We start from the raw sequence: 21,811 nt of genomic DNA, 5'->3' as shown, positions 1-21,811 counted from the left end.
TTCAGCTCCCTTCGGAATGGTCGGCCCCGTTGAGGGCGTCCTGGAGTTGCTTCGGGGCGCGGCTGCGCCTGCGGGGCACCGGCGGAAGCTCCTGGCCGGGCAGCGGCGGGACGGGGTAGCCGCCCGCCATCGGATCGAACTCCCGCCCGGGCGGGGCCTCCTCGGCCTCGGGCTGCTTCCTCAGGAAGTCCCACACCAGCGCCAGCAGCAGCACCGCCCCGACCGGGGCGCCCACGTACAGGACCACCTCGCCGAAGCCGTAGCCCTCGTTGCGCAGCGCCCGCACGCTCGCGATCAGCACCAGCCACACCAGCGAGACCGGGATCAGCACCTTCCAGCCCAGCTTCATGAACTGGTCGTAGCGGAACCGGGGCAGCGTGCCGCGCAGCCAGATGAAGAGGAACAGCAGCAGCTGGATCTTCAACGTGATCCACAGCATCGGCCACCAGCCGTGGTTGGCGCCCTCCCAGAAGGTCGACACCGGCCACGGGGCCCGCCAGCCGCCCAGGAAGAGGGTCGAGGCCACCGCCGAGACCGTCACCATGTTCACGTACTCGGCCAGCATGAACATCGCGAACTTCAGCGAGGAGTACTCGGTGTTGAAGCCGCCGACCAGCTCGCCCTCGGCCTCCGGCAGGTCGAACGGCGCCCGGTTGGTCTCCCCCACCATCGAGATGACGTAGACGATGAAGGACACCGGCAGCAGCGCCGCGAACCAGGTCGGCTGCTGGTGCGCCACGATCTCCGAAGTCGACATCGAGCCCGAGTAGATGAACACCGCCGCGAACGACAGGCCCATCGCGATCTCGTAGCTGATCATCTGCGCGGAGGAGCGCAGCCCGCCCAGCAGCGGGTAGGTCGACCCGGATGACCACCCGGCCAGCACGATGCCGTAGATGCCCACCGAGGCCGTCGCCAGGACGTACAGCAGCGCCACCGGGAAGTCGGTCAGCTGCAGCGGCGTCCGGGTGCCGAAGACCGACACCTCGTTGCCCGCCGGACCGAACGGGATCACCGCGAAGGCCATGAACGCCGGGATGGCGCAGACGATCGGGGCCAGGATGTAGACGGCCTTGTCCGAACCCTTGACCACCAGGTCTTCCTTCAGCGCCAGCTTCACGCCGTCGGCCAGCGACTGCAGCAGGCCCCACGGCCCGTGCCGGTTCGGCCCGATGCGCAACTGCATCCAGGCCACCACCTTGCGCTCCCAGACGATCGCGATCAGCACCGTCAGGAGCAGGAAGGCGAAGCAGAACACCGCCTTCAGCAGGACCAGCCACCACGGGTCCTGGCCGAAGAAGTGGAGCGTCTCGTACGGCTGCGGAGTCATCATCGGTCCTCCCCTTCGCCCGCGGCCGCCCCGGCCGGGGCCTGCGCCGCCGGCTCGGCCTCGGCAGCGGCGATCGTGACCAGGTGGCCGACGGTGGTGCCGAGCGCGCGGTGGGCGCCGCCGGGCGTGGAGTTGAGCGGGATCCAGACCGTACGGTCCGGGATCGAGTCGGTGACCTCCAGCGGCAGGGTCAGCGAACCGGCCGGGCCGGTCAGCCGCAGCGCGGCCGCCGCCTCGGCGCCGATCTCCTTCGCCGTCTCGGCGGAGATCCGGGCCACCGCCTCGTGCCGGGTGCCCGCCAGGTGCGGATCGCCCTGCTGCAGCACCCCGTTGTCCAGCAGCTGGCGCCAACCCGCCAGCACCGCCTGGCCGGTGGCCGGCCGGGGCAGCACGCCGGCGTGCGCCGCCGGGGCGGCCGGCCGGTCGCCCTCCCACGGGGCGAAGGCGTCCAGCTCCAGCCGCGCCGCCCGGACGTCCGGCAGGCCCAGCCGGTGGCCCAGCGCGTCCGCCAGCATGGTCAGCACCCGCGAGTCCGACTGCAGGTGCCGGCCCATCTGCTGGTCCGGCTTGAGCGCCGCCTCGAACATCCGCACCCGGCCCTCCCAGTCCAGGAAGGTGCCGGCCTTCTCCGCCACCGCCGCCACCGGCAGCACCACGTCCGCGCGCGCCGTCACCGCGGAGGGCCGTAGCTCCAACGACACCACGAACGGCACCGCCGCCAGCGCCTCGTCGGCCAGCGCCGGATCCGGCAGGTCGTCCGGGTCCACGCCGCCGACCAGCAGAGCGTCCAACTCGCCCTGCGCGGCCGCGACCAGGATCCCGTCGGTGTCCCGCCCCGGCCGGGACGGCAGCTCCGCCACGCCCCACGCCTCGGCCGCCTCCGCCCGCGCCGCCGCGGCGGCCACCGGACGGCCACCCGGCAGCAGGCCCGGCAGCGCGCCCGCCTCGACCGCCCCGCGCTCACCCGCCCGGCGCGGCACCCACGCCAGCCGGGCACCGGTCGCGTGCGCCAGCCGCAGCACCGCCGTCAGCGCGCCCGGCACGGCGGCCAGCCGCTCGCCCGCCAGGATCACCGATCCCGGCGCGCGCAGCAGTTCCGCCGCCCGGCCCGCCTCGTCGTTCAGCGGCTCGTCCGCCGCGAGCGCCGCGAACCACTCCGGCTCGGTGCCCGCCGCGGCCGGCAGCAGCGACCCACGCAGCTTGGCCAGGCCCCGGGAGCCGAACGCGGCCACCGAGAACACCTTCTGGCCGCGGCCGCGGACCGCCTTGCGCAACCGCAGGAAGACGATCGGCGACTCCTCCTCCGGCTCCAGGCCCGCCAGCAGCACCGCCGGCGCCTGCTCCAGCCGCTCGTACGTCACGCCCGAGCCGTCCACGTCCACCCCGCGCCCGGCGACCGCCGCGGCCAGGAAGTCCGCCTCCTCGCCGCTGTGCGGGCGGGCCCGGAAATCCACGTCGTTGGTGCCCAGCACCACCCGGGCGAACTTCCCGTACGCGTACGCGTCCTCGACCGTCACCCGGCCGCCGGCCAGCACGCCCGTCCGCGCCCCGCGCAGCCCGTCGGCGGCCCGGGCCAGCGCCTCCGGCCAGGAGGCCGGCACCAGCTCGCCGTCCACCCGCACCAGCGGGGTGGTCAGCCGGTCCCGCTGCTGGGCGTAGCGGAAGGCGAAGCGGCCCTTGTCGCAGTTCCACTCCTCGTTCACCGCCGGGTCCTCGCCGGCCAGCCGGCGCAGCACCTTGCCGCGCCGGTGGTCGGTGCGCTGCGCGCAGCCCGCCGAGCAGTGCTCGCACACGCTCGGCGAGGAGACCAGGTCGAAGGGGCGCGAGCGGAACCGGTAGGCCGCCGAGGTCAGCGCGCCCACCGGGCAGATCTGGATGGTGTTCCCGGAGAAGTACGACGCGAAGTCGTCGCCCTCGCCGATGCCGACCTGCTGCAGCGCCCCTCGCTCCACCAGATCGATGAACGGATCCCCGGCGATCTGCTGCGAGAAGCGGGTGCAGCGGGCGCACAGCACGCAGCGCTCCCGGTCCAGCAGCACCTGGCTGCTGATCGGCACCGGCTTCTCGTAAGTGCGCTTCATGCCCTCGAAGCGGGAGTCGGCGGCGCCGTTGGACATCGCCTGGTTCTGTAGCGGGCACTCACCGCCCTTGTCGCAGACCGGGCAGTCCAGCGGGTGGTTGATCAGCAGCAGCTCCATCACGCCGCGCTGCGCCTTCTCCGCCACCGGCGAGCTGAGCTGGGTGCGCACCACCATGCCCTCGACCACCGGGATGGTGCAGGAGGCGACCGGCTTGCGCTGGCCCTCGACCTCGACGATGCACTGCCGGCAGGCGCCGGCCGGGTCGAGCAGCGGGTGGTCGCAGAAGCGCGGGATCTGGGTGCCGATGGTCTCGGCCGCCCGGATCACCAACGTCCCCTTGGGGACCTGCACTTCGACGCCGTCGATGGTGAGCGTGACCAGTTCGACCGCGGGCTTGTCGCCCGTGTCGCCGGTGGAGGTGGATGGCTCTGTGATCGTCACGCGTGCACCTCCCTTTCGGTGGCGGACTGGTGGCCGGGGCGGGGGCCGTCGGCCCAGACGGTGGAGGCGGCCGGGTCGAACGGGCAGCGGCGCTCGGCCAGGTGCTGCTCGTACTCGGCACGGAAGTGCTGGAGGGAGGAGACGATCGGGCTCGCCGCACCGTCGCCCAGCGCGCAGAAGGACTTGCCGTTGATGTTGTCGGCGATGTCGAGGAGCTTCTCCAGGTCCCCCTCGACGCCCTCGCCGGCCTCGATCCGCCGGAGCAGCTGGACCAGCCAGTAGGTGCCCTCGCGGCACGGGGTGCACTTGCCGCAGGACTCGTGGGCGTAGAACTCCGTCCACCGGGTGACGGCCCGCACCACGCAGGTGGTCTCGTCGAAGACCTGCAGCGCCTTGGTGCCCAGCATCGAACCGGCCGCGCCGACGCCCTCGTAGTCCAGCGGGACGTCGAGGTGCTCGTCGGTGAACATCGGGGTGGAGGAGCCGCCCGGCGTCCAGAACTTCAGCCGGTGCCCGGCGCGGACACCGCCGCTGAGGTCGAGCAGCTGGCGCAGCGTCACGCCCAGCGGGGCCTCGTACTGCCCCGGGTTGGTGACGTGGCCGGAGAGCGAGTAGAGCGTGAAACCGGGCGACTTCTCGGTGCCCAGGCCCTTGAACCACTCCTTGCCGCGGGCCAGGATCGGCGGCACCGAGGCGATCGACTCGACGTTGTTGACCACCGTCGGGCAGGCGTACAGGCCGGCGATCGCCGGGAACGGGGGCCGCAGCCGGGGCTGGCCGCGGCGGCCCTCCAGCGAGTCCAGCAGCGCCGTCTCCTCACCGCAGATGTACGCGCCGGCGCCGGCGTGCACGGTGATGTCGAGGTCGACGCCGGAGCCGAGGATGTTCCGGCCGAGCAGGCCCGCCCGGTACGCCTCGGCGACGGCCGCGTGCAGCCGGCGCAGCACCGGGACGACCTCGCCGCGCAGGTAGATGAACGCGTGGTCGCAGCGGATCGCGTAGGAGGCGATCACCATGCCCTCGATCAGCGAGTGCGGGTTGGCGAACAGCAGCGGGATGTCCTTGCAGGTGCCCGGCTCGGACTCGTCCGCGTTGACCACCAGGTAGTGCGGCTTGCCGTCGTTCTGCGGGATGAACTGCCACTTCATGCCGGTGGGGAAGCCGGCACCGCCGCGGCCGCGCAGGCCGGCGTCCTTGACCAGCGCGATCACGTCGTCCGGGGGCATGGCGAGGGCCGCCTTCAGGCCCTCGTAGCCGTGGTGGCGGCGGTAGGTGTCCAGCGTCCAGGGGCGGCTGTCGTCCCAGGAGTCGGACAGGACGGGGGTGAGCAGCTTCTCGGCCGGCTCGGCGGAGGTCATCACGCCTCGCTCCCTTCCGGGCCGTCGCCCTCGTGGCGCGGCGGTTCGTGGCGGGGCGCGACCACCCTGGTGCCGGCGGTGCCGGGCAGGGCCTCGCCGCGGGCCAGGCGCAGGCCGGCCAGGGAGGGCGCGCCACCGGCGCCGGACTCGTCGTTGGCGCCCGGGCGCTCGTCCGGGAAGCCGGCCAGGATCCGGGCGGTCTCCTTGAAGCCGCACAGCCGGGCGCCCCGGGTGGGCCGGACCTCGCGGCCCGCGCGCAGGTCGTCGACCAGCTGCCGGGCGCTCTCCGGGGTCTGGTTGTCGAAGAACTCCCAGTTGACCATCACCACGGGCGCGTAGTCGCAGGCCGCGTTGCACTCGATGTGCTCGATCGAGATCCCACCGTCCTCGGTGGTCTCGTTGTTGCCGAGCTCCAGGTGCTCCTGGAGCTCCGCGAAGATCTGGTCGCCGCCGAGCACCGCGCACAGGGTGTTGGTGCAGACCCCGACGTGGTACTTCCCGGCCGGTCGGCGCCGGTACATGGTGTAGAAGGTGGCGACGGCGGTGACCTCGGCGGTGGTCAGCTCCAACTGCTCCGCGCAGAAGCGGATCCCGGTCGGGCTGACGAAGCCCTCCTCGGCCTGCACCAGGTGCAGCAGCGGCAGCAGCGCCGAACGGGGCTGCGGGTAGCGGGCGATCAGCTCGGCGGCGTCGGCGGCCAGCCGGGCGTGCACCTCCTCGGGGTAGGGTGCGGCCGGCAGTGCCGGCAGTCCGAGTTCGACGTTGGTCACCGGTCCACGCCTCCCATCACCGGGTCGATCCCGGCCACCGCGACGATCACGTCGGCCACCTGGCCGCCCTCGCACATCGCTGCCATCGTCTGCAGATTGGTGAACGACGGATCCCGGAAGTGGACCCGGTACGGGCGCGTCCCGCCGTCGCTGACCACGTGCACGCCCAGCTCGCCCTTCGGCGACTCGACCGCCGTGTACACCTGGCCGACCGGGACGCGGAAGCCCTCGGTGACCAGCTTGAAGTGGTGGATCAGGGCCTCCATCGAGGTGCCCATGATCTTGCGGATGTGGTCGAGCGAGTTGCCCATCCCGTCCGGGCCGACGGACAGTTGGGCGGGCCAGGCGATCTTCTTGTCGGCCACCATGACCGGGCCCGGACGCAGCCGGTCCAGGCACTGCTCGACGATCCGCAGCGACTGCTTCATCTCCTCCAGGCGGATCAGGAAACGGCCGTAGGAGTCGGCGCTGTCGGCGATCGCGACCTCGAAGTCGTAGTCCTCGTAGCCGCAGTACGGATCGGTCTTGCGCAGGTCGTGCGGCAGGCCGGTGGCGCGCAGGATCGGGCCGGTGGCGCCGAGGGCCAGGCAGCCGGGCAGGTCCAGGAAGCCGACGTCGACCAGGCGGGCCTTGAACACCGGGTTCCCGGTGGCGAGTTTGTCGTACTCGTGCATCCGGGAGCGGAAGACCTTGATCGCCTCGCGGATCTGGTCGACGGCACCGGGCGGCAGGTCCTGGGCGAGGCCGCCCGGGCGCACGTACGCGTGGTTCATGCGCAGGCCGGTGACCAGCTCGAAGACGTCCAGGATCAGCTCGCGGTCCCGGAAGCCGTAGATCATCAGGGTGGTGGAGCCGATCTCCATGCCGCCGGTGGCCAGGCAGACCAGGTGCGAGGCGATCCGGTTGAGCTCCATCATCATCACCCGGATGACGCTGGCCCGGTCCGGGATGTCGTCGGTGATGCCGAGCAGCTTCTCGACCGCCAGGCAGTAGGCGGCCTCGTTGAACAGCGGCGTCAGGTAGTCCATGCGGGTCACGAAGGTGGTGCCCTGGACCCAGTTGCGGAACTCCATGTTCTTCTCGATGCCGGTGTGGAGGTAGCCGATGCCGCAGCGGGCCTCCTTCACCGTCTCGCCGTCGATCTCCAGGATCAGCCGCAGCACACCGTGGGTGGACGGGTGCTGGGGGCCCATGTTGACGATGATGCGCTCGTCGTCGGCCCGGCCGACCGCCTCGACCACCTCGCCCCAGTCGCCGCCGGTGACGGTGAAGACCCGGCCCTCGGTGGTGTCGCGGGCCTCCGCCTCCGAGGCTGGTCCGCCGGTGCTTGCGTAGTGCTGAGTGTCCATCAGCTGTACGACCTCCGCTGGTCGGGAGCCGGGATCTGGGCGCCCTTGTACTCGACGGGGATGCCGCCGAGCGGGTAGTCCTTGCGCTGCGGGTGGCCCAGCCAGTCGTCCGGCATCATGATCCGGGTGAGCGCCGGATGGCCCTCGAAGACCAGGCCGAAGAAGTCGTAGGCCTCGCGCTCGTGCCAGTCGTTGGTCGGGTAGACGCTCACCACCGAGGGGACGCGCGGGTCGGCGTCCGGCGCGGTGACCTCCAGCCGGATCAGCCGGCCGTGGGTGATCGAGCGCAGGTGGTAGACCGCGTGCAACTCGCGGCCCTTGTCGCCGGGGTAGTGCACGCCGCTCACGCCCAGGCACAGCTCGAAGCGCAGCGCCGGGTCGTCCCGCAGGATGCGGACGGTCTGCAGCAGGTGCCCGCGGTCGACCTGGAAGGTCAGCTCGTCGCGGTCGACCACCGTCTTCTCGATCACCTCGGCCGGCTCCAGGCCCTGCTCCTCCAGGGCACCCTCCAGCTCGTCGGCGACCTCGTCGAACCAGCCGCCGTACGGGCGTTCGCTCGGACCGGGCAGCACCACCGGGGCGGCCAGGCCGCCGAAGCCGGAGGTGTCACCGCTGCCCTTGGCACCGAACATGCCCTGGCGGCGGTCGACCACCTCGACCGGGATCTCGCGGACCGGCCGCTCGCGGCGGGTCTCGGGGACCTGCTCGTTCATCGCAGCTGCCCCCGCATCTCGCTGATCGGGGTGGCCTGGAGGGCGAGCGCCTCGCCGAGCTCCTCGGCCCGGCGCCGGTTCACGCCCAGCGGCTCGTGCTGGATCTTGTCGTGCAGCTTCAGGATGGCGTCCATCAGCATCTCCGGGCGGGGCGGGCAGCCGGGCAGGTAGATGTCCACCGGGACGATGTGGTCGACGCCCTGCACGATCGCGTAGTTGTTGAACATCCCGCCGGAGGAGGCGCAGACACCCATCGAGATGACCCACTTGGGGTTGGCCATCTGGTCGTACACCTGGCGCAGCACCGGGGCCATCTTCTGGCTCACCCGGCCCGCCACGATCATGAGGTCGGCCTGCCGGGGGGAGCCCCGGAAGACCTCCATGCCGAACCGGGCCAGGTCGTAACGCCCGGCGCCGGTGGTCATCATCTCGATCGCGCAGCAGGCCAGACCGAAAGTGGCCGGGAAGAGTGACGCCTTGCGCACCCAGCCGGCGGCCGTCTCCACGGTCGTGAGCAGAAAGCCGCTCGGCAGCTTCTCCTCGATTCCCATCAGATCCCTCTCAATGCCCTCAAGTCCTCTGGTACGTCCTGCCCGTCGGGGCTTGTCCGCCGGTTCACAAGGTCGGCGTCCACCCCTCGTCCGGGCTCAGGCCCTACCCCGGGTTCAGTCCCACTCCAAGCCGCCGCGACGCCACACGTAGGCGTAGGCGACGAAGACGGTGGCGATGAAGAGCAGCATCTCGACCAGCCCGAAGATCCCTAGGGCGTCGAAGGTCACCGCCCAGGGGTAGAGGAAGACGATCTCGATGTCGAAGACGATGAAGAGCATCGCCGTCAGGTAGTACTTGATCGGGAACCGACCGCCGCCCACGGGCTGCGGGGTCGGCTCGATGCCGCACTCGTACGCCTCCAACTTGGCCCGGTTGTAGCGCTTGGGGCCGGTGAGTGAGGCCATCACGACGGAGCCGACCGCGAACGCCGCCGCGATGGCACCGAGTACGAGGATCGGCGCGTAGGCATTCATAGCCCCCGCTCCCTCCGTCCAGTCGTCCTTGACTGCAGATCGGAACCGACGGGTCACACTGCGGTGAACCCGCGTTCCAGTTCCCGAGATCCACCTCATGTGAGGCAGTTCACAAAGCCTGGAACGAGCGCATCCTATGCCCGTCGGCTTGTGATCTGCGACACGCAGTTCACGGCCACCTTTGTGATCTACGACACCATGTGAATGGTGACGAATGTGAACATGCCCAGATGCGCCAACGCAAAGAAGTCAAATGGTCACAAGCAGTCGCATTTACTTCTGAAGCAGCTGGTCAGGGGCGTGTTCCTATATCAACTATGCGTCGGCCGAAGCAAATTTCGAGGCGCCAGGTTGACGTGTTATAGCGACTCACTCGCAGGAGTGGCACGGCCCGAACGCTCGCTTGACCTTTCGTTCACAAGCGCGCGAGCTCGGGGTCGGGCGGGGTTCCCGTCGCTGTCGTTGTCGCTGTCGTTGTCGCTGTCGCCCGGGCCCGCGGGGCTGCCCCTCGTCTCGCGCTGCGAGCGCCGGGGTCCGGCTACCGGCCTCCGCCGGCCGCCTGCTCCCACACCCAGGCCGCGATGCCCACCCGGTTACGGGCACCGAGCTTTCGTTGGATGCTGGCGAGGTGGTTCTTCACCGTTCCCGGTGAGATGAACAGCCCGGCGCCGATCTCTGCGTTGGTCGCGCCGTTCGCCACCCGCTCGGCAATCTCCCTTTCCCTCCCGGTCAGTTCCTCCACCGGGCCGGTTGTCAGCGGCCCCGGCGCCCCCGCCCCGGAGCCCGGCCCCGGCTTCGACGTCGAATTCGGCGTCGACCTCGGCCCCGACCTCGGCCCCGCTCCGGGAATCGCCATGTGCCGCAGGAGCCGTACGGTGACCTGCGGACTGATCAACGCGTCCCCGGCCATCGCCGCCCGGACCGCCTCGATCAGCAGCGCCGGCCCCGAGCGCTTCAGCAGGAACCCCGCCGCACCGTGCCGCAGCGCCGTGTGTACGTACTCGTCCAGATCGAAGGTGGTCACCACGATCACCTTGTGCTGACCGGCCAGTTGCCGGGTGACCTCCAGACCGTCGAGCTTCGGCATCCGGATGTCCGCGAGCACCACGTCCGGCCGCAGCCTCCTGGCCTCCTCCACCGCCGCGGCGCCGTCCGCCGTCTCCGCGACCACCGTCATGTCCGGCTGGGCGTCCAGGATCATCCGGAACGCGCTGCGGACGTCCGCCTGGTCGTCCGCGATCAGGATCCGGACCGGCCCCGAACCACTGCTCATCCCCGCACCTCCCCCGTGCCGACCCGTGTCGGCCCTTGCGATCGTTCCAGCCCTTGCGCTCGTCCCGGCGCTTGCGCTCGTTCCAGCCCCTCGGCGGCTGCGTCCAACGGCAGCATGGCCGTCACCCGCCAGGCCTCCCGCTGGTACGGGCCGGCTTCCAACGAGCCGCCGAGCGCCTCCGCCCGGGCCGCCAGCCCCGGGAGCCCGCTTCCGCCGCCCGTGCGAGGACGCCCTCCCGGAGCCGGCGCCCCACCGTCGTTGGTCACGCTCAACTCCAGCCACCCGCCGCTGCGGCGTGCCCGGATCTCCACCCTCCGCGCAGTCGGAGCGTGCCGCCGGACGTTGGTCAGGGACTCCACCACGATCCGGTGGACGGTGCCCTCCACCTCGCGCGGCACCGGCCCTTCCGGTAGCTCCAGCCGGACTTCGGTGCCGCCCGCGGCGGTGAACTGCTCGGCGACTTGAGCGAGTTCTGCGAGACCGGGCTGCGGGCTGCGACCGCCGCCCTCCTCGCTGCGCAGCAGCTGCACCGTGCGGTCCAGCGAGGCCAGCGCCCGCTGCCCGGCTTGCTCTATCCGCTCGAACATCTCGGCCGCCCGCGCCGGGTCGATCCCGGCCAGGTACGCCCCCGCCTGGGCCTGGGCGACCATGCCGCTGACGTCGTGCGCCACGAAGTCGTGCAGGTCGTGGGCCAGTTCGAGCCGCTGAGCCCGCTTGGCCTCGGCCACCGCGCGGGCCCGGCCGTCGTCCAGGCCCCGCAGGTAGAGCCCGATCAGCACCGCCGGCAGGGACAGCATCGATCCGAAGCCGAAGAGCGTGAGCGAGTCCGCCGGTCCTTCGATGACCAGGAAGCGGGACGGCCAGAGCGCGACCGCCCCGCACGCCGTCCACGCCGCCGCCGCGCACCGCGGGCCGTCCTCGGCTCGCAGGCTCAGGACCACCGCCAGCAGCAGCGCGGCCACCTCGACGAGCCCGACCGCCCCGGGCAAGCGATCCTGCTCCGCCCAGCGGCCGGTGCACCAGACGGCGACCGAGACCACCACCGACGCCGCGCCGAGCGCGGTCGTCACGGCCGCCGACCCGTGCCGCCCGCGGACCGCCCAGGCCGGCAGCAGCAGGACCAGGACAACCAGGGACAGGAGCTGATTCATCGTCACCGCCTCTCTTCGACTGCCGTCACATTACGACGCGGTCCGGACGGTGCGCTTGTGCCGATCGGCATATTTCAAAGGCCGGTTGAACAGGTGGAACAGCCCGATCGGCAGCTGCCGCGAACCCTCGGTGGGCGTCCAGTCTTGAGTCATCGCACCGGCCGAGGAGGCCGGACCGAAGGGAGAGCACCACCATGTCGAAGCTCATGCTCAACACTCGCGGCAGCGCCCACCGGGCCTCCGCAGCCACCCCGTCCACCCCCGTCGTCCCGGCCGTGCCGCCCGCCCGCCGCTGGGCCGAGATCGCCGCCAAGGCCGCCGTCCTCACCACTGTGCCCTCGGGGTTGTGGCGGATCGTCTTCGGCTTCGGTGTCCCGGTCGGCTTCACCGGCGCGACGGCCGCGGCGTACGACGCGCACCAGCCGGGTTGGGGCACCGTCTACTGCGTGGTGCTGAGCGCCCTGGCCGAGGCGCTGGCCTTCCTGACCCTCGGCCTGGTCCGGCCCTGGGGCGAGGTGGCACCGCGCTGGATCCCGCTGATCGGCGGCCGACGGGTCCGCCCCCTCGCCGCGATCGTCCCGGCCGCACTGGGCTCGCTGATCATCACCACTCTCGGCATGTTCGGGCTCTTCGGCGGCTGGGCGCGGAACATGGCAGAGCCGGATTCCCCGCACGGCGTCGCCATGCTGGTGATGACCCTCGCCTACCTGCCCCTGGTGGTCTGGGGCCCGCTGCTCGGCGCGGTCACCGTCGACTACGCCCGTCGCACCCTGGGGCGCCGGTGAGCACCGCGGCGGCTCACGTCGTCGCCGGCTCCGGCCTCGGCCCCCGGTCCCCGGCATCCGTCCCGGCGGTCGCTTCGGCGCCCGGCTCAGCGACCGGCTCGGCGACCGCCGCGGCCTCGGCGGGGCGCGGCGCGGGGGCAGTACGACGACCCCACTCGGTCGCGACCAGCACCAGGGCTCCGCCGAGCAGGGCGAGCGGACCCATCCGGTTCCCGGCCAGGGTGATGCCGAAGACGGCGGCCCACAGCGGTTCGGTGCCGAGCAGCAGGCTCACCCGGGAGGGTGAAGTGGCCCGGACGGCCCACATCTGGACGAAGAAGGCGAACAGCGTGCAGAACAGGGACAGATGCAGCAGCCAGGCCCACTGGCCGAGACCGTACGAGCGGGCGACCGTCCACGGTGCCGGCCCGACGGACAGTGCGACGACGGAGAAGACCACGGTTGCGGTGGCGAGTTGGACCCAGGTCACGGCGAGCATGTCGGTGTCGCGCACGGCCCGGGTCCGGGCCATCGCGAGGACGTACCCGGAACGGACCAGGGCGGCTCCCAGCACCAGCAGGTCGCCGAGGGTGGGAGGCCGCAGCCCGCCGTCGCCGGTGAGCAGGGCGACACCGAGGACGGCCAGCCCGGCAGCCGCCAGGAAGGCCCGCGGCGGCGCGGTCCGGCCGAGAGCGCTCTCGCCGAGCGGGGTGAGCACCATCGCGAGACTGATGATCAGCCCGGCATTGGTCGCGGAGGTGTGCACGGCGCCGTAGGTCTCCAGCAGGAAGATCCCGCTGAGCACCAGCCCGAGGGCGGCGCCGCCGAGCCATTCGGCGCGGCTCAACCTTCGCAGGGCCCGCCAGGCGACCACGCCGAGCAGCGGCAGCACCAGCCCGAACCGCAGCACGAGCATCGGCACGACCGTCCCGGGCTCGGCCACCCGCTGGACGGCAAGAAAGCTCGACCCCCACACCACCGCCACGAGCAGCACCGGAAGATCGCGAAGGGCCGAGGAGGACGGGCCCTTGGACAGGGAGGCAGGCATGAGGAGGATCCCTCCGAGCGAACGGAACCGGCGGGCGCGAGTCCCGTACGGCGTCGGACGGACCCAGCGGCCGGGCGCAAGGCCCAGCGGTGGACGGTGCGGAGCAGAGCGTGGGGCAGGGTGTGGATGGCGGAGCGAGGAGGCGCCATCTTCGCGCACCGGAGCGCCGGCGATCAATGCCCGTCCGGACACCGGATGGTCAGGAGGCGAGCAGGCCGTTCGCCTCCGCGATCGCCTCGATGTCGGCCGGGGTGCCGGACATGACGGCGCGGATGTGCTCGGTGACGAGCTCGACCGGCCAGTCCCACCAGGCCGCGCGGAGCAGCCGCTCGATGTCGGCGTCGCCGAAGCGGCGGCGGATCGGGCGGGCGGGGTTGCCGCCGACGATGGTGTAGGGCTCGACGTCGGTGGTGACCATCGCTCCGGCCGCGATGATCGCGCCGTCGCCGATCCGGACGCCGGGAAGGACGGTGGCCCCGAAGCCGAACCAGACGTCGTTGCCGATCACGGTGTCACCCCGGCTGGGAAGGCCCGTGACGATGTCGAGGGTCCGCTCGGTCCAGCTGCCGCCGAACATCGTGAACGGGAAGGTGGAGACGCCGATGGCCGGGTGGGCGGCTCCGGCCATCAGGAAGCGGGTTCCGGTGGCGATCGCGCAGTACCTCCCGATCACCAGCCGCTCGGGGCCGTACGCGTAGAGGACGTTGCGCTCCTCGAAGCGGGTGGCACCGTCGGGGTCGTCGAAGTAGGTGTACTCGCCGACCTCGATCCGCGGGTCGGTGACGAGCGGGCGCAGCAGGACGACCCGGTCGTGGCCGGCGAGCGGGTGGAGCACGGTGGGGTCGGGGATGGCGGTGGGGGTCATGCACGCTCCTCTCGTAATGCGATTTGAGTCGCATTATGATGAGCATGGCACGACCCCCACCCCACAGCAAGCCTTAATGCGACTGGAGTCGACTTTGACCGGAGCCATTCACCCCCCGCAGTCATCCCCCGCCCCCACCCCCCGCCCGGGCGGCCGCAGCGCCCGGGTCCGGGCGGACGTGGTCGCCGCCACGCTGGCCGAGGTCACCGAAAAGGGGTACGACGGCCTCACCGTCGAGGCGGTCGCCGGCCGCTCCGGCGTCCACAAGGCGACCCTCTACCGGCGGTGGGGCGGCGTGGACGGCCTGGTTGCGGACGCCCTGACCGCCTCCGCCGACCAGCCCTGGCCCCTACCCGACACCGGGGACCTCCAGCAGGACCTCCGCCTGATCGCCCGGGAGGTGTTCACCGTCTTCACCGACCCGGAACTGGGCCCCACACCCACCGCGCTGATCTCCGCCGCCCAGCGCTCCGACACCGGCGCGGCCGCCCTGCGCACCTTCTTCGCGGCTCGCCACCGACAGGCCGCCGAGGTGGCCGAACGAGCCGTCATCCGCGGCGAGCTGCCCACCGGAACGGACGGCGCCGAGGTGGTCCGGTCCGCCACGGCCCCGCTCTACTACCGCCTGTTCGTCTCCGGCGAGCCGCTGGACGCCCGCACCGCCGAGCGGGCCGCCGACGCCGCCGCCCTGGCCGCCCGCGCCGGACTCTTCACCTCCACCCCAGAAGCCCCTCCCACCCTCGCCATCCCGCCCGCCCCCGCCGCACCGACAACACCCGCACCGACAACACCCGTACCGCCAGACTCCCAACCCCAGGAGAGCACCTGACCGACCATCACCCGCTCACGCCCCGGAGCACCACAGCCGTCCCGACCCCTACCGCATCCCCACCCGGCCGTGGATGATGCCTCCATGACAATCCAGCCGTCCATCACCCCCCGGAAGGCCCGTCACGTGAAGCGCACCCAGTGGGCGCTGGTCGCCGCCGCCACCGCCATCCCGCTCGTGGCGAGCACCGGCACCGCCGTCGCGGACACCTCCGCCCGCGCGGCGGCCGCCCCCGCCGCCGGCTGCGCCTACACACCGGCCGTACCGGCGGACAACTTCAAGGGCATTCCGGTCTTCAACGCCAAGAAGGCGGCCCAGCCCTACCGCGCGACGCTGCGGACCAGCCAGGGCCCGATCACCTTCGAGGCGCTGACCGACAAGGCGCCCTGCACCACCTTCTCGTTCCGCTTCCTCGCCGAGCACGACTACTTCGACCGCAGCCACTGCCACCGCCTCACCACCCAGCGGATCTACGTCCTGCAGTGCGGCGACCCGACCGGGACGGGCAGCGGCGGCCCCGGCTACTCCTTCCCGGACGAGAACCTGACCGGCGCCACCTACCCGGCCGGCACCGTGGCCATGGCCAACGCCGGTCCGAACACCAACGGCAGCCAGTTCTTCTTCGTCTGGAAGGACACCAAGCTCTCCCCCGCCTACACGCCGTTCGGCCGGATCACGGCCGGTCTGGATGTCCTGCAGAAGATCGCCGCCGGCGGCGAGGACGACCAGAACAACCCCGGCGACGGCTTCCCCCACCTCCCCGTGAACATCCGCCAGGTGAAGATCAGCACCCGCTGACCGAGCCCAGCCCGACCGCCTGCCCCGACCACGTGCCCCGACCACCCGCCCCGGGCCGCCCGCTCCGGCCCGCCGACCGCCCGTCACGCCGCTCCCGTACGGTGGCAGCACCAACCACACCGCATGGGAGCAGCGCCGCGCATGGACCGCCACATCTGGGAGAGCGTCGACCAGCTGGTCGCCTGGCTGGACGAGCAGGGCACGCAGTCGCCCCAGGAGGAGCGTCTGCTGCGGATCCTCAAGCTCTCCGAGGAGGTGGGCGAGGTCGGCGCGGCCGTGATCGGCGCCACCGGCCAGAACCCGCGCAAGGGGGTCACGCACACCTGGGAGGACGTCCAGCACGAGCTGTGCGACGTCGTCTTCTCCGCCCTCGTCGCCCTGCGGACGCTCACCCCCGACGCGGCCCGGGTCTTCGCCGACCGCCTGGCCTACGTCGAACAGCGCTCCGCCGCCTCCCGCAACGGCCACGAGGACCGTCAGCAGGAAGCGGCGGAAAAGGAATCAGCGAAGGGCTCGGAAGCGGCCCCGAACTAGGAGCTGCCGCGATCACCCCCGCCCCCCGCCCCGCCCTCAGGACAGTGACCGAGCGCAAGGCAGTCACAACACCGGGCAGTCACACGTGGCAGTCACACGGGGCAGTCACCTGACCGGCCGGACAGCGCCTAGGAGTTCGGCGCGACCCTGGCGAGCCCGTTGATGACGCGGTCCATCGCGTCGCCGCCCTGCGGGTCGGTCAGGTTGGCGAGCATCTTGAGGGTGAAGCGCATCAGCATCGGGTGTGTGAGGCCGCGCTGGGCGGCGATCTGCATGACCTTCGGGTTGCCGATGAGCTTCACGAAGGCGCGGCCCAGCGTGTAGTAACCGCCGTACACGTCCTTGAGGGTGCGCGGGTAGGCCTGGAGAGCGCGCTCCCGGCCGCCGTCGGTGACCCGGGCGAGGGCCTGCACGATGACGCCCGCGGCGATCTGGCCGGATTCCATCGCGTAGGCGATGCCCTCGCCGTTGAACGGGTTGACCATGCCGCCCGCGTCGCCGACGAGCAGCAGGCCGCGGGTGTAGTGCGGCTGCCGGTTGAAGGCCATCGGCAGTGCGGCGCCGCGGATGGGCTCGGTCATGTTGTCGGGCGTGTAGCCCCACTCCTCGGGCATGCCGGCGCACCAGGCCTTGAGCACCTCGCGCCAGTCCAGCTCGCCGAAGGCCGGCGAGGAGTTGAGGATGCCGAGGCCGACGTTGGAGGTTCCGTCGCCCATGCCGAAGACCCACCCGTAGCCGGGCAGCAGCTTGCGCTGGCCGTCGCGGGTGTCCCACAGCTCCAGCCAGGACTCCAGGTAGTCGTCGTCGTGGCGCGGCGAGGTGAAGTAGGTGCGGTAGGCGACGCCCATCGGACGGTCCTCGCGCCGGTGCAGGCCCATGGCGAGCGAGAGCCGGGTCGAGTTGCCGTCGGCGGCGACCACGAGCGGGGCCCGGAAGGTGACCGGCCGCTTCTCGTCGCCCAGCTTGGCGGTGACGCCGACGATCCGGCCGGTGCGGTCGTCCAGGACCGGCCCGCTGACGTTGCAGCGCTCGTAGAGCCGCGCGCCGGCCTTCTCGGCCTGACGGGCCAGCAGCTCGTCGAAGTCGGCGCGCTTGCGGACCAGGCCGTAGTCAGGGAAGGAGGACAGCTCCGGCCAGTCGAGCTCCAGCCGGACGCCGCCGCCGATGATGCGCAGGCCCTTGTTGTGCAGCCAGCCGTTGTCGGTGGAGACGTCGATGCCCATGTCCACCAGCTGCTTGGTGGCACGCGGGGTGAGGCCGTCGCCGCAGACCTTCTCCCGGGGGAAGGCGGTCTTCTCCAGCAGCAGCACGTCCAGCCCGGCCTGCGCCAGGTAGTACGCGGTGGTGGAACCGGCCGGGCCCGCGCCGACCACGATGACGTCGGCCGTGCTCTCCACCGGGCTGTCCGGCTTCGTCAGATCGGCTGCGGTCTCGGACACGTGGACACACTCCTGGAGCTGCGGCGGGGGACGGCGGCTTTTGTCTCCGGCAGTCTAGTTCCGCTCACACCGCCCAAACCGCCCGCCCGCCAGCGTGCCCCCACCACCCGCACCCCCACCGCTCCCGCCACCGTGCCCGCCCGGGGCAGCACCGAACCGGACAGGACGACTACGCCGCCTTGTACGCCCGGTGCAGGGCGACGATCCCGCCGGTCAGGTTCCGCCAGGCCGCCTTCGACCAGCCGGCCTCCTGCAGCTTGGCCGCCAGCCCGGGCTGGTCCGGCCAGGCCCGGATGGACTCGGCGAGGTAGACGTACGCCTCCGGGTTGCTGCTGACGGCGGTGGCGACCGGCGGCAGCGCGCGCATCAGGTACTCGGTGTAGACCGTCCGGAACGGCGTCCAGGTCGGCGTGGAGAACTCGCAGATCACCAGCTTGCCGCCGGGCTTGGTGACCCGCAGCATCTCGCGCAGCGCCGTGTCGGTGTCCTGGACGTTGCGCAGCGCGAAGGAGATCGTGACCGAGTCGAAGGTGCCGTCCGCGAACGGCAGCCGGGTGGCGTCCCCGGCGGTGAGCGGCAGCTCGGGGTGGCGGGCCTTGCCCTCGGTGAGCATGCCGACCGAGAAGTCGCACGGAACGACCTTGGCCCCGGCCTCGGCGAAGGGCAGCGAGGAGGTGCCGGTGCCGGCCCCGAGGTCGAGCACGACGTCTCCCGGTCCGGCGGCCACCGCCTCGGCCACCGCCCGGCGCCAGGCGCGGGCCTGGCCGAGGGAGAGCACGTCGTTGGTGCGGTCGTACTTGGCCGCGACGTCGTCGAACATGGCGGCGACTTCGTGCGGCTGCTTGTCCAGAGAGGCTCGGGTCACGCACCCATTGTTCACCCTCGCACGGGCATCCCGACCAACGGGGCACACCACGGGCCCACCTGACCGGTCGCGGAACCACCAGCATCAGGCCGACCGGTCGCGGAACGCCTCCGTCAGGACTGCGCGCGCCGCCCGCCCGCGCGCCGCTTCCGGCGGGAGCGCTTGCCGTGCGTTATCGCGGGCATCCCGTCCGCCAGCGTCTCGGCGGCCAGCGCGAGGTTGGCGGCCAGCCGCCCCTGCCCGGCGCGGACCGCGACGGCCTTCCGGTACCGCCGGATGCGCAGCATGCAGATCACGAAGAGCACCACGGCGACCGGCACACTGAACCGGGCCAGGCCCACGCCGACCGGCTGCGGGTAGGTGTCGCCGCAGATCCGCACCGCGCCCGCGTCGTCGGCCGCGTGCTCCAGGCAGACCCTGTCGCCGAGCTTGGCGCCGTCCGCGAGCGGCAGCGCGGCCGCGGTGTGCGGTTGCCCGCCCGCCCGGTAGCTGACCGCGCTGTAGGTGCCGCCGCCGGTCGGGAGCTGGGTGACGACGCCCTCGACTCTCACCGGGTGCGCCTCGATCCGGTCGGCCTGGTCGGCTTGGCGCCAACCGAGCAGGCACATGCCGACGGCCAGCACGGCGCTGAGCACGGCGGCGAGGTACCAACCACGGCCCAACCGCGGGATGCGCGGCGGGGGAACGGTCGCGGTTTGCATGGTTCCTGTCCTGGCTTGCCGTCGGGGCCTGGGACGCGGCCCCGCCGCCCGCGGGAACGGGCAGTGGTGTGGTGAGGGTGCGGAGTGAGCTGTTCGGGATCGTATCCGCTGGCGGGCCCTCAGGTCACGGCGAAGGGACAATCACCCCTCCGCATCGGCACCGGAGTTCGGGAGCACACGAAGGAAGTCCCGCACAGGGCAGGGAAATCCGGCTACTGACAGGTACGTCACACAGGGGTCCGGCAATCCCCGGCAATCACCCGCCGCCCCGGCACCCGCGCTCACCGTCGCCGGTACACCAGCCGCCCGCCCAGCACCGTGGTCAGGCACCCGCCCGCCAGGGGCTCGGCGCGCCCCTCCTCCGCGCTCGTGAAAACCGCGCTCGTGAAAACCGCGAAGTCCGCCCGGCCACCGACCGCCAGCCTCCCGTACACGGCCTCCGCGAACGGCAGTACGGCCAGCGGATCCAACGGCCCTATCCCCATCCCCCCACCACCCGCAGCACCGGGAGAGGAACCCGCCAGCGCCACCAGCCCCGACCGGGCCACCGCCGTCCGCACGGAGGCCCGCTCGAACGGCCCGGCCACCGCCGTCACCCCGCATCCGAGCATCCGCTGCAGCCCCCGCCGCGCACTCGCCCCGCGCCGCGTCTCGTCCGTCGACCCGGCGAGCCCGTCCGCCACCGGTTCGATGCCGATCTCCTCCCGCGGGTCCGGGTGGTAGCACCGCTCCAGCAGCCAGTGCCCGTACGGGTTGCGCAGCCCGGGGGACAGCACGGCCGAGCCCCAGTCCCGCACCCGCGCGTCCGGGTGTGCCGCGGCCAGCTCGCCGTACGGCCCGACGGCTTCGACGAGTTCGCCGCGCACCAGCACCGCCCCGTCCGGGTGGGACGGGGCGGTGGGGTCGGCCGGGTCGGGCAGCACGAACGCCGCCCGGTGCAGTGTCAGCACGGAGGAACCTTCGCAGGAAAGGGGTGGCCGCCGCAGCGGCAGCCACATCGGCATCGGCAGCGGCAGCCGCAGCCGCAGCCGCCTCAGTCGTTGTCGAGGATCTTCAGCTCGGGGTGCGCCGTGCCGCCCTCGATCGCCGTGGAGGCGATGTGCGAGGCGACCCGCGGGTCGACCGGGTCGTTGGCCGGGTCGTCCAGCACCCGCAGGTGCTCGTACGTGGTCGCCCGCTGCGCCGGGACGCGGTCGGCGGCCCGGATCAGGTGGATCAGCTCGGTGAGGTTGGAGCGGTGCTTGGCACCGGCGGCCGAGACGACGTTCTCCTCCAGCATGACCGAGCCGAGGTCGTCCGCGCCGTAGTGCAGCGACAGCTGGCCCGCCTCCTTGCCGGTGGTGAGCCAGGAGCCCTGGATGTGGGCGACGTTGTCGAGGAACAGGCGGGCGATCGCGATCATCCGCAGGTACTCGAAGACGGTGGCCTGGGTCGAGCCCTTCAGGTGGTTGTTCTGCGGCTGGTAGGTGTAGGGGATGAAGGCGCGGAAGCCGCCGGTGCGGTCCTGCACGTCGCGGATCATCCGCAGGTGCTCGATCCGCTCGGCGTTGGTCTCGCCGGTGCCCATCAGCATGGTGGAGGTGGACTCCACGCCGAGGCCGTGGGCGGCCTCCATGATCTCCAGCCAGCGCTCGCCGGACTCCTTCAGCGGGGCGATCGCCTTGCGCGGGCGCTCCGGCAGGATCTCGGCTCCGGCGCCGGCGAACGAGTCCAGGCCCGCCTTGTGGATCCGGGTGATGGCCTCCTCGATGGAGACGCCCGAGATCCGGGACATGTGCTCGACCTCGGAGGCGCCCAGCGAGTGGATCACCAGCTGCGGGAACTCGGCCTTGATCGCCGAGAACGCGCGCTCGTAGTACTCCACGCCGTAGTCCGGGTGGTGGCCGCCCTGGAACATGATCTGGGTGCCGCCCAGCTCGACCGTCTCGGCGCAGCGGCGCAGGATCTCGTCGAGCTCGCGGGACCAGCCCTTGTCGCTCTTCGGCGGCACGTAGAAGGCGCAGAACTTGCACGCCGTCACGCAGACGTTGGTGTAGTTGATGTTGCGCTCGATGATGTACGTCGCGATGTGCTCGGTACCGGCGTAGCGGCGGCGGCGCACCGCGTCGGCGGCGGAGCCGAGTGCGTGCAGCGGCGCCGAGCGGTAGAGCTCCAGCGCCTCCTCCGGAGTGATCCGGCCGCCGGTGGCGGCCCGGTCGAGCACGGCCTGCAGGTCGGTGCTGGACGCATCGATGGTGGTCGCTGCGAGCTCGGTCACCTGGCGGCCTTCTCTCTCTCGGGTGTTGCTGCTGTCTGCGCTGCCGACCCGGCGAACGGGGCGTCCGGGTACGGCCGAACCAGCCTACGCCAGCACATTCCGCCGCCCGCGTCAGCCCGCTTCCCTCGCTGTTCGGCTCCCGGCGCAGCACCGCCGACCGGCGCAGCACCACCGACCGGTGGCCGGATCACCACGCCGGGCCCGGATCGCCGCGCCGGGA

General features: G+C 72.0%; 21 protein-coding genes. 4 read left to right on the top strand and 17 right to left on the bottom strand.

The features are described from left to right. Position 1 precedes the first annotated feature (1 nt). From nuoH to AC0B61_RS05245, 10 genes are all read right to left on the bottom strand, one after another. Positions 2 to 1,333 (bottom strand): NADH-quinone oxidoreductase subunit NuoH, encoded by a 1,332-nt coding sequence (gene nuoH / locus AC0B61_RS05290; RefSeq protein WP_471739255.1) that lies wholly within the window; start codon positions 1,331 to 1,333, stop codon positions 2 to 4. After that, positions 1,330 to 3,852 carry an NADH-quinone oxidoreductase subunit G gene (locus tag AC0B61_RS05285; protein ID WP_471739254.1) on the bottom strand — a complete coding sequence of 841 codons (2,523 nt, stop codon included), beginning with the start codon at positions 3,850 to 3,852 and terminating at the stop codon, positions 1,330 to 1,332. Before AC0B61_RS05285 ends, nuoH begins: the two co-directional genes overlap by 4 nt. Beyond that, positions 3,849 to 5,210, bottom strand: coding sequence for an NADH-quinone oxidoreductase subunit NuoF (gene nuoF, locus AC0B61_RS05280; RefSeq protein ID WP_471739253.1), 1,362 nt, complete (start codon positions 5,208 to 5,210; stop codon positions 3,849 to 3,851). The genes AC0B61_RS05285 and nuoF overlap by 4 nt, the downstream gene beginning before the upstream one ends. Beyond that, the gene (nuoE, locus tag AC0B61_RS05275) at positions 5,210 to 5,980 is read right to left on the bottom strand and encodes an NADH-quinone oxidoreductase subunit NuoE (protein ID WP_471739252.1); all 771 of its coding nucleotides are present in this window, start codon (positions 5,978 to 5,980) and stop codon (positions 5,210 to 5,212) included. The genes nuoF and nuoE overlap by 1 nt, the downstream gene beginning before the upstream one ends. Beyond that, positions 5,977 to 7,329 carry an NADH-quinone oxidoreductase subunit D gene (locus AC0B61_RS05270; RefSeq protein ID WP_471739251.1) on the bottom strand — a complete coding sequence of 451 codons (1,353 nt, stop codon included), beginning with the start codon at positions 7,327 to 7,329 and terminating at the stop codon, positions 5,977 to 5,979. The genes nuoE and AC0B61_RS05270 overlap by 4 nt, the downstream gene beginning before the upstream one ends. Next, positions 7,329 to 8,042 carry an NADH-quinone oxidoreductase subunit C gene (locus AC0B61_RS05265; protein ID WP_471739250.1) on the bottom strand — a complete coding sequence of 238 codons (714 nt, stop codon included), beginning with the start codon at positions 8,040 to 8,042 and terminating at the stop codon, positions 7,329 to 7,331. The genes AC0B61_RS05270 and AC0B61_RS05265 overlap by 1 nt, the downstream gene beginning before the upstream one ends. Next, positions 8,039 to 8,593, bottom strand: coding sequence for a NuoB/complex I 20 kDa subunit family protein (locus AC0B61_RS05260; RefSeq protein ID WP_196952813.1), 555 nt, complete (start codon positions 8,591 to 8,593; stop codon positions 8,039 to 8,041). Before AC0B61_RS05260 ends, AC0B61_RS05265 begins: the two co-directional genes overlap by 4 nt. Before the next feature lie 114 nt (positions 8,594 to 8,707). Further along, entirely contained in the window at positions 8,708 to 9,067 is a 360-nt protein-coding gene (locus AC0B61_RS05255) for an NADH-quinone oxidoreductase subunit A (protein ID WP_030060100.1), read from the bottom strand. A 538-nt stretch (positions 9,068 to 9,605) separates the two neighbouring features. Further along, positions 9,606 to 10,340 carry a response regulator gene (locus AC0B61_RS05250; protein ID WP_471739249.1) on the bottom strand — a complete coding sequence of 245 codons (735 nt, stop codon included), beginning with the start codon at positions 10,338 to 10,340 and terminating at the stop codon, positions 9,606 to 9,608. Then, positions 10,337 to 11,491, bottom strand: a complete 1,155-nt coding sequence (locus AC0B61_RS05245) for a sensor histidine kinase (RefSeq protein ID WP_471739248.1) — start codon at positions 11,489 to 11,491, stop codon at positions 10,337 to 10,339. Before AC0B61_RS05245 ends, AC0B61_RS05250 begins: the two co-directional genes overlap by 4 nt. Before the next feature lie 194 nt (positions 11,492 to 11,685). Between AC0B61_RS05245 and AC0B61_RS05240 the strand changes: the two genes are divergently transcribed. After that, positions 11,686 to 12,276 (top strand): hypothetical protein, encoded by a 591-nt coding sequence (locus AC0B61_RS05240; RefSeq protein WP_471739247.1) that lies wholly within the window; start codon positions 11,686 to 11,688, stop codon positions 12,274 to 12,276. A gap of 13 nt (positions 12,277 to 12,289) precedes the next feature. Here AC0B61_RS05240 and AC0B61_RS05235 read toward each other — a convergent pair whose 3' ends face one another. Together AC0B61_RS05235 and AC0B61_RS05230 are read right to left on the bottom strand one after the other, a co-directional pair. Beyond that, positions 12,290 to 13,303, bottom strand: coding sequence for a DMT family transporter (locus tag AC0B61_RS05235; protein WP_471739246.1), 1,014 nt, complete (start codon positions 13,301 to 13,303; stop codon positions 12,290 to 12,292). 199 nt (positions 13,304 to 13,502) lie between these two features. Continuing rightward, on the bottom strand, positions 13,503 to 14,168 hold the full coding sequence (locus AC0B61_RS05230; protein ID WP_471739245.1) for a CatB-related O-acetyltransferase: 666 nt from the start codon (positions 14,166 to 14,168) through the stop codon (positions 13,503 to 13,505). A gap of 94 nt (positions 14,169 to 14,262) precedes the next feature. Between AC0B61_RS05230 and AC0B61_RS05225 the strand changes: the two genes are divergently transcribed. The 3 genes from AC0B61_RS05225 (at position 14,263) to AC0B61_RS05215 (ending at position 16,329) form a co-directional block, all read left to right on the top strand. Next, positions 14,263 to 14,997: a TetR/AcrR family transcriptional regulator gene (locus AC0B61_RS05225; RefSeq protein ID WP_471739244.1), complete on the top strand. Its 735-nt coding sequence runs from the start codon at positions 14,263 to 14,265 to the stop codon at positions 14,995 to 14,997. A gap of 84 nt (positions 14,998 to 15,081) precedes the next feature. Then, complete coding sequence (locus tag AC0B61_RS05220) at positions 15,082 to 15,795, top strand: peptidylprolyl isomerase (protein ID WP_471739243.1); 714 nt, start codon at positions 15,082 to 15,084, stop codon at positions 15,793 to 15,795. A gap of 141 nt (positions 15,796 to 15,936) precedes the next feature. Beyond that, complete coding sequence (locus tag AC0B61_RS05215) at positions 15,937 to 16,329, top strand: MazG-like family protein (RefSeq protein WP_471739242.1); 393 nt, start codon at positions 15,937 to 15,939, stop codon at positions 16,327 to 16,329. A gap of 128 nt (positions 16,330 to 16,457) precedes the next feature. Here the strand turns inward: AC0B61_RS05215 and AC0B61_RS05210 are convergent, their stop codons facing one another. The 5 genes from AC0B61_RS05210 to mqnC all read right to left on the bottom strand — a co-directional run bounded on the left by AC0B61_RS05210 (position 16,458) and on the right by mqnC (position 21,591). Beyond that, entirely contained in the window at positions 16,458 to 17,768 is a 1,311-nt protein-coding gene (locus AC0B61_RS05210; protein WP_471739241.1) for a geranylgeranyl reductase family protein, read from the bottom strand. Between the two features lie 169 nt (positions 17,769 to 17,937). After that, entirely contained in the window at positions 17,938 to 18,633 is a 696-nt protein-coding gene (locus AC0B61_RS05205) for a demethylmenaquinone methyltransferase (protein ID WP_471739240.1), read from the bottom strand. A gap of 113 nt (positions 18,634 to 18,746) precedes the next feature. Next, on the bottom strand, positions 18,747 to 19,334 hold the full coding sequence (locus AC0B61_RS05200; RefSeq protein ID WP_471739239.1) for a hypothetical protein: 588 nt from the start codon (positions 19,332 to 19,334) through the stop codon (positions 18,747 to 18,749). A gap of 281 nt (positions 19,335 to 19,615) precedes the next feature. After that, positions 19,616 to 20,284: an amidohydrolase family protein gene (locus AC0B61_RS05195; protein ID WP_471739238.1), complete on the bottom strand. Its 669-nt coding sequence runs from the start codon at positions 20,282 to 20,284 to the stop codon at positions 19,616 to 19,618. Positions 20,285 to 20,367: 83 nt separating this feature from the next. After that, the gene (gene mqnC, locus AC0B61_RS05190) at positions 20,368 to 21,591 is read right to left on the bottom strand and encodes a cyclic dehypoxanthinyl futalosine synthase (protein ID WP_471739237.1); all 1,224 of its coding nucleotides are present in this window, start codon (positions 21,589 to 21,591) and stop codon (positions 20,368 to 20,370) included. Between the last annotated feature and the right edge of the window lie 220 nt (positions 21,592 to 21,811).

Source organism: Kitasatospora sp. NPDC023385 (assembly GCF_055664045.1).
This window is presented reverse-complemented; position numbering and strand designations above follow the sequence as displayed.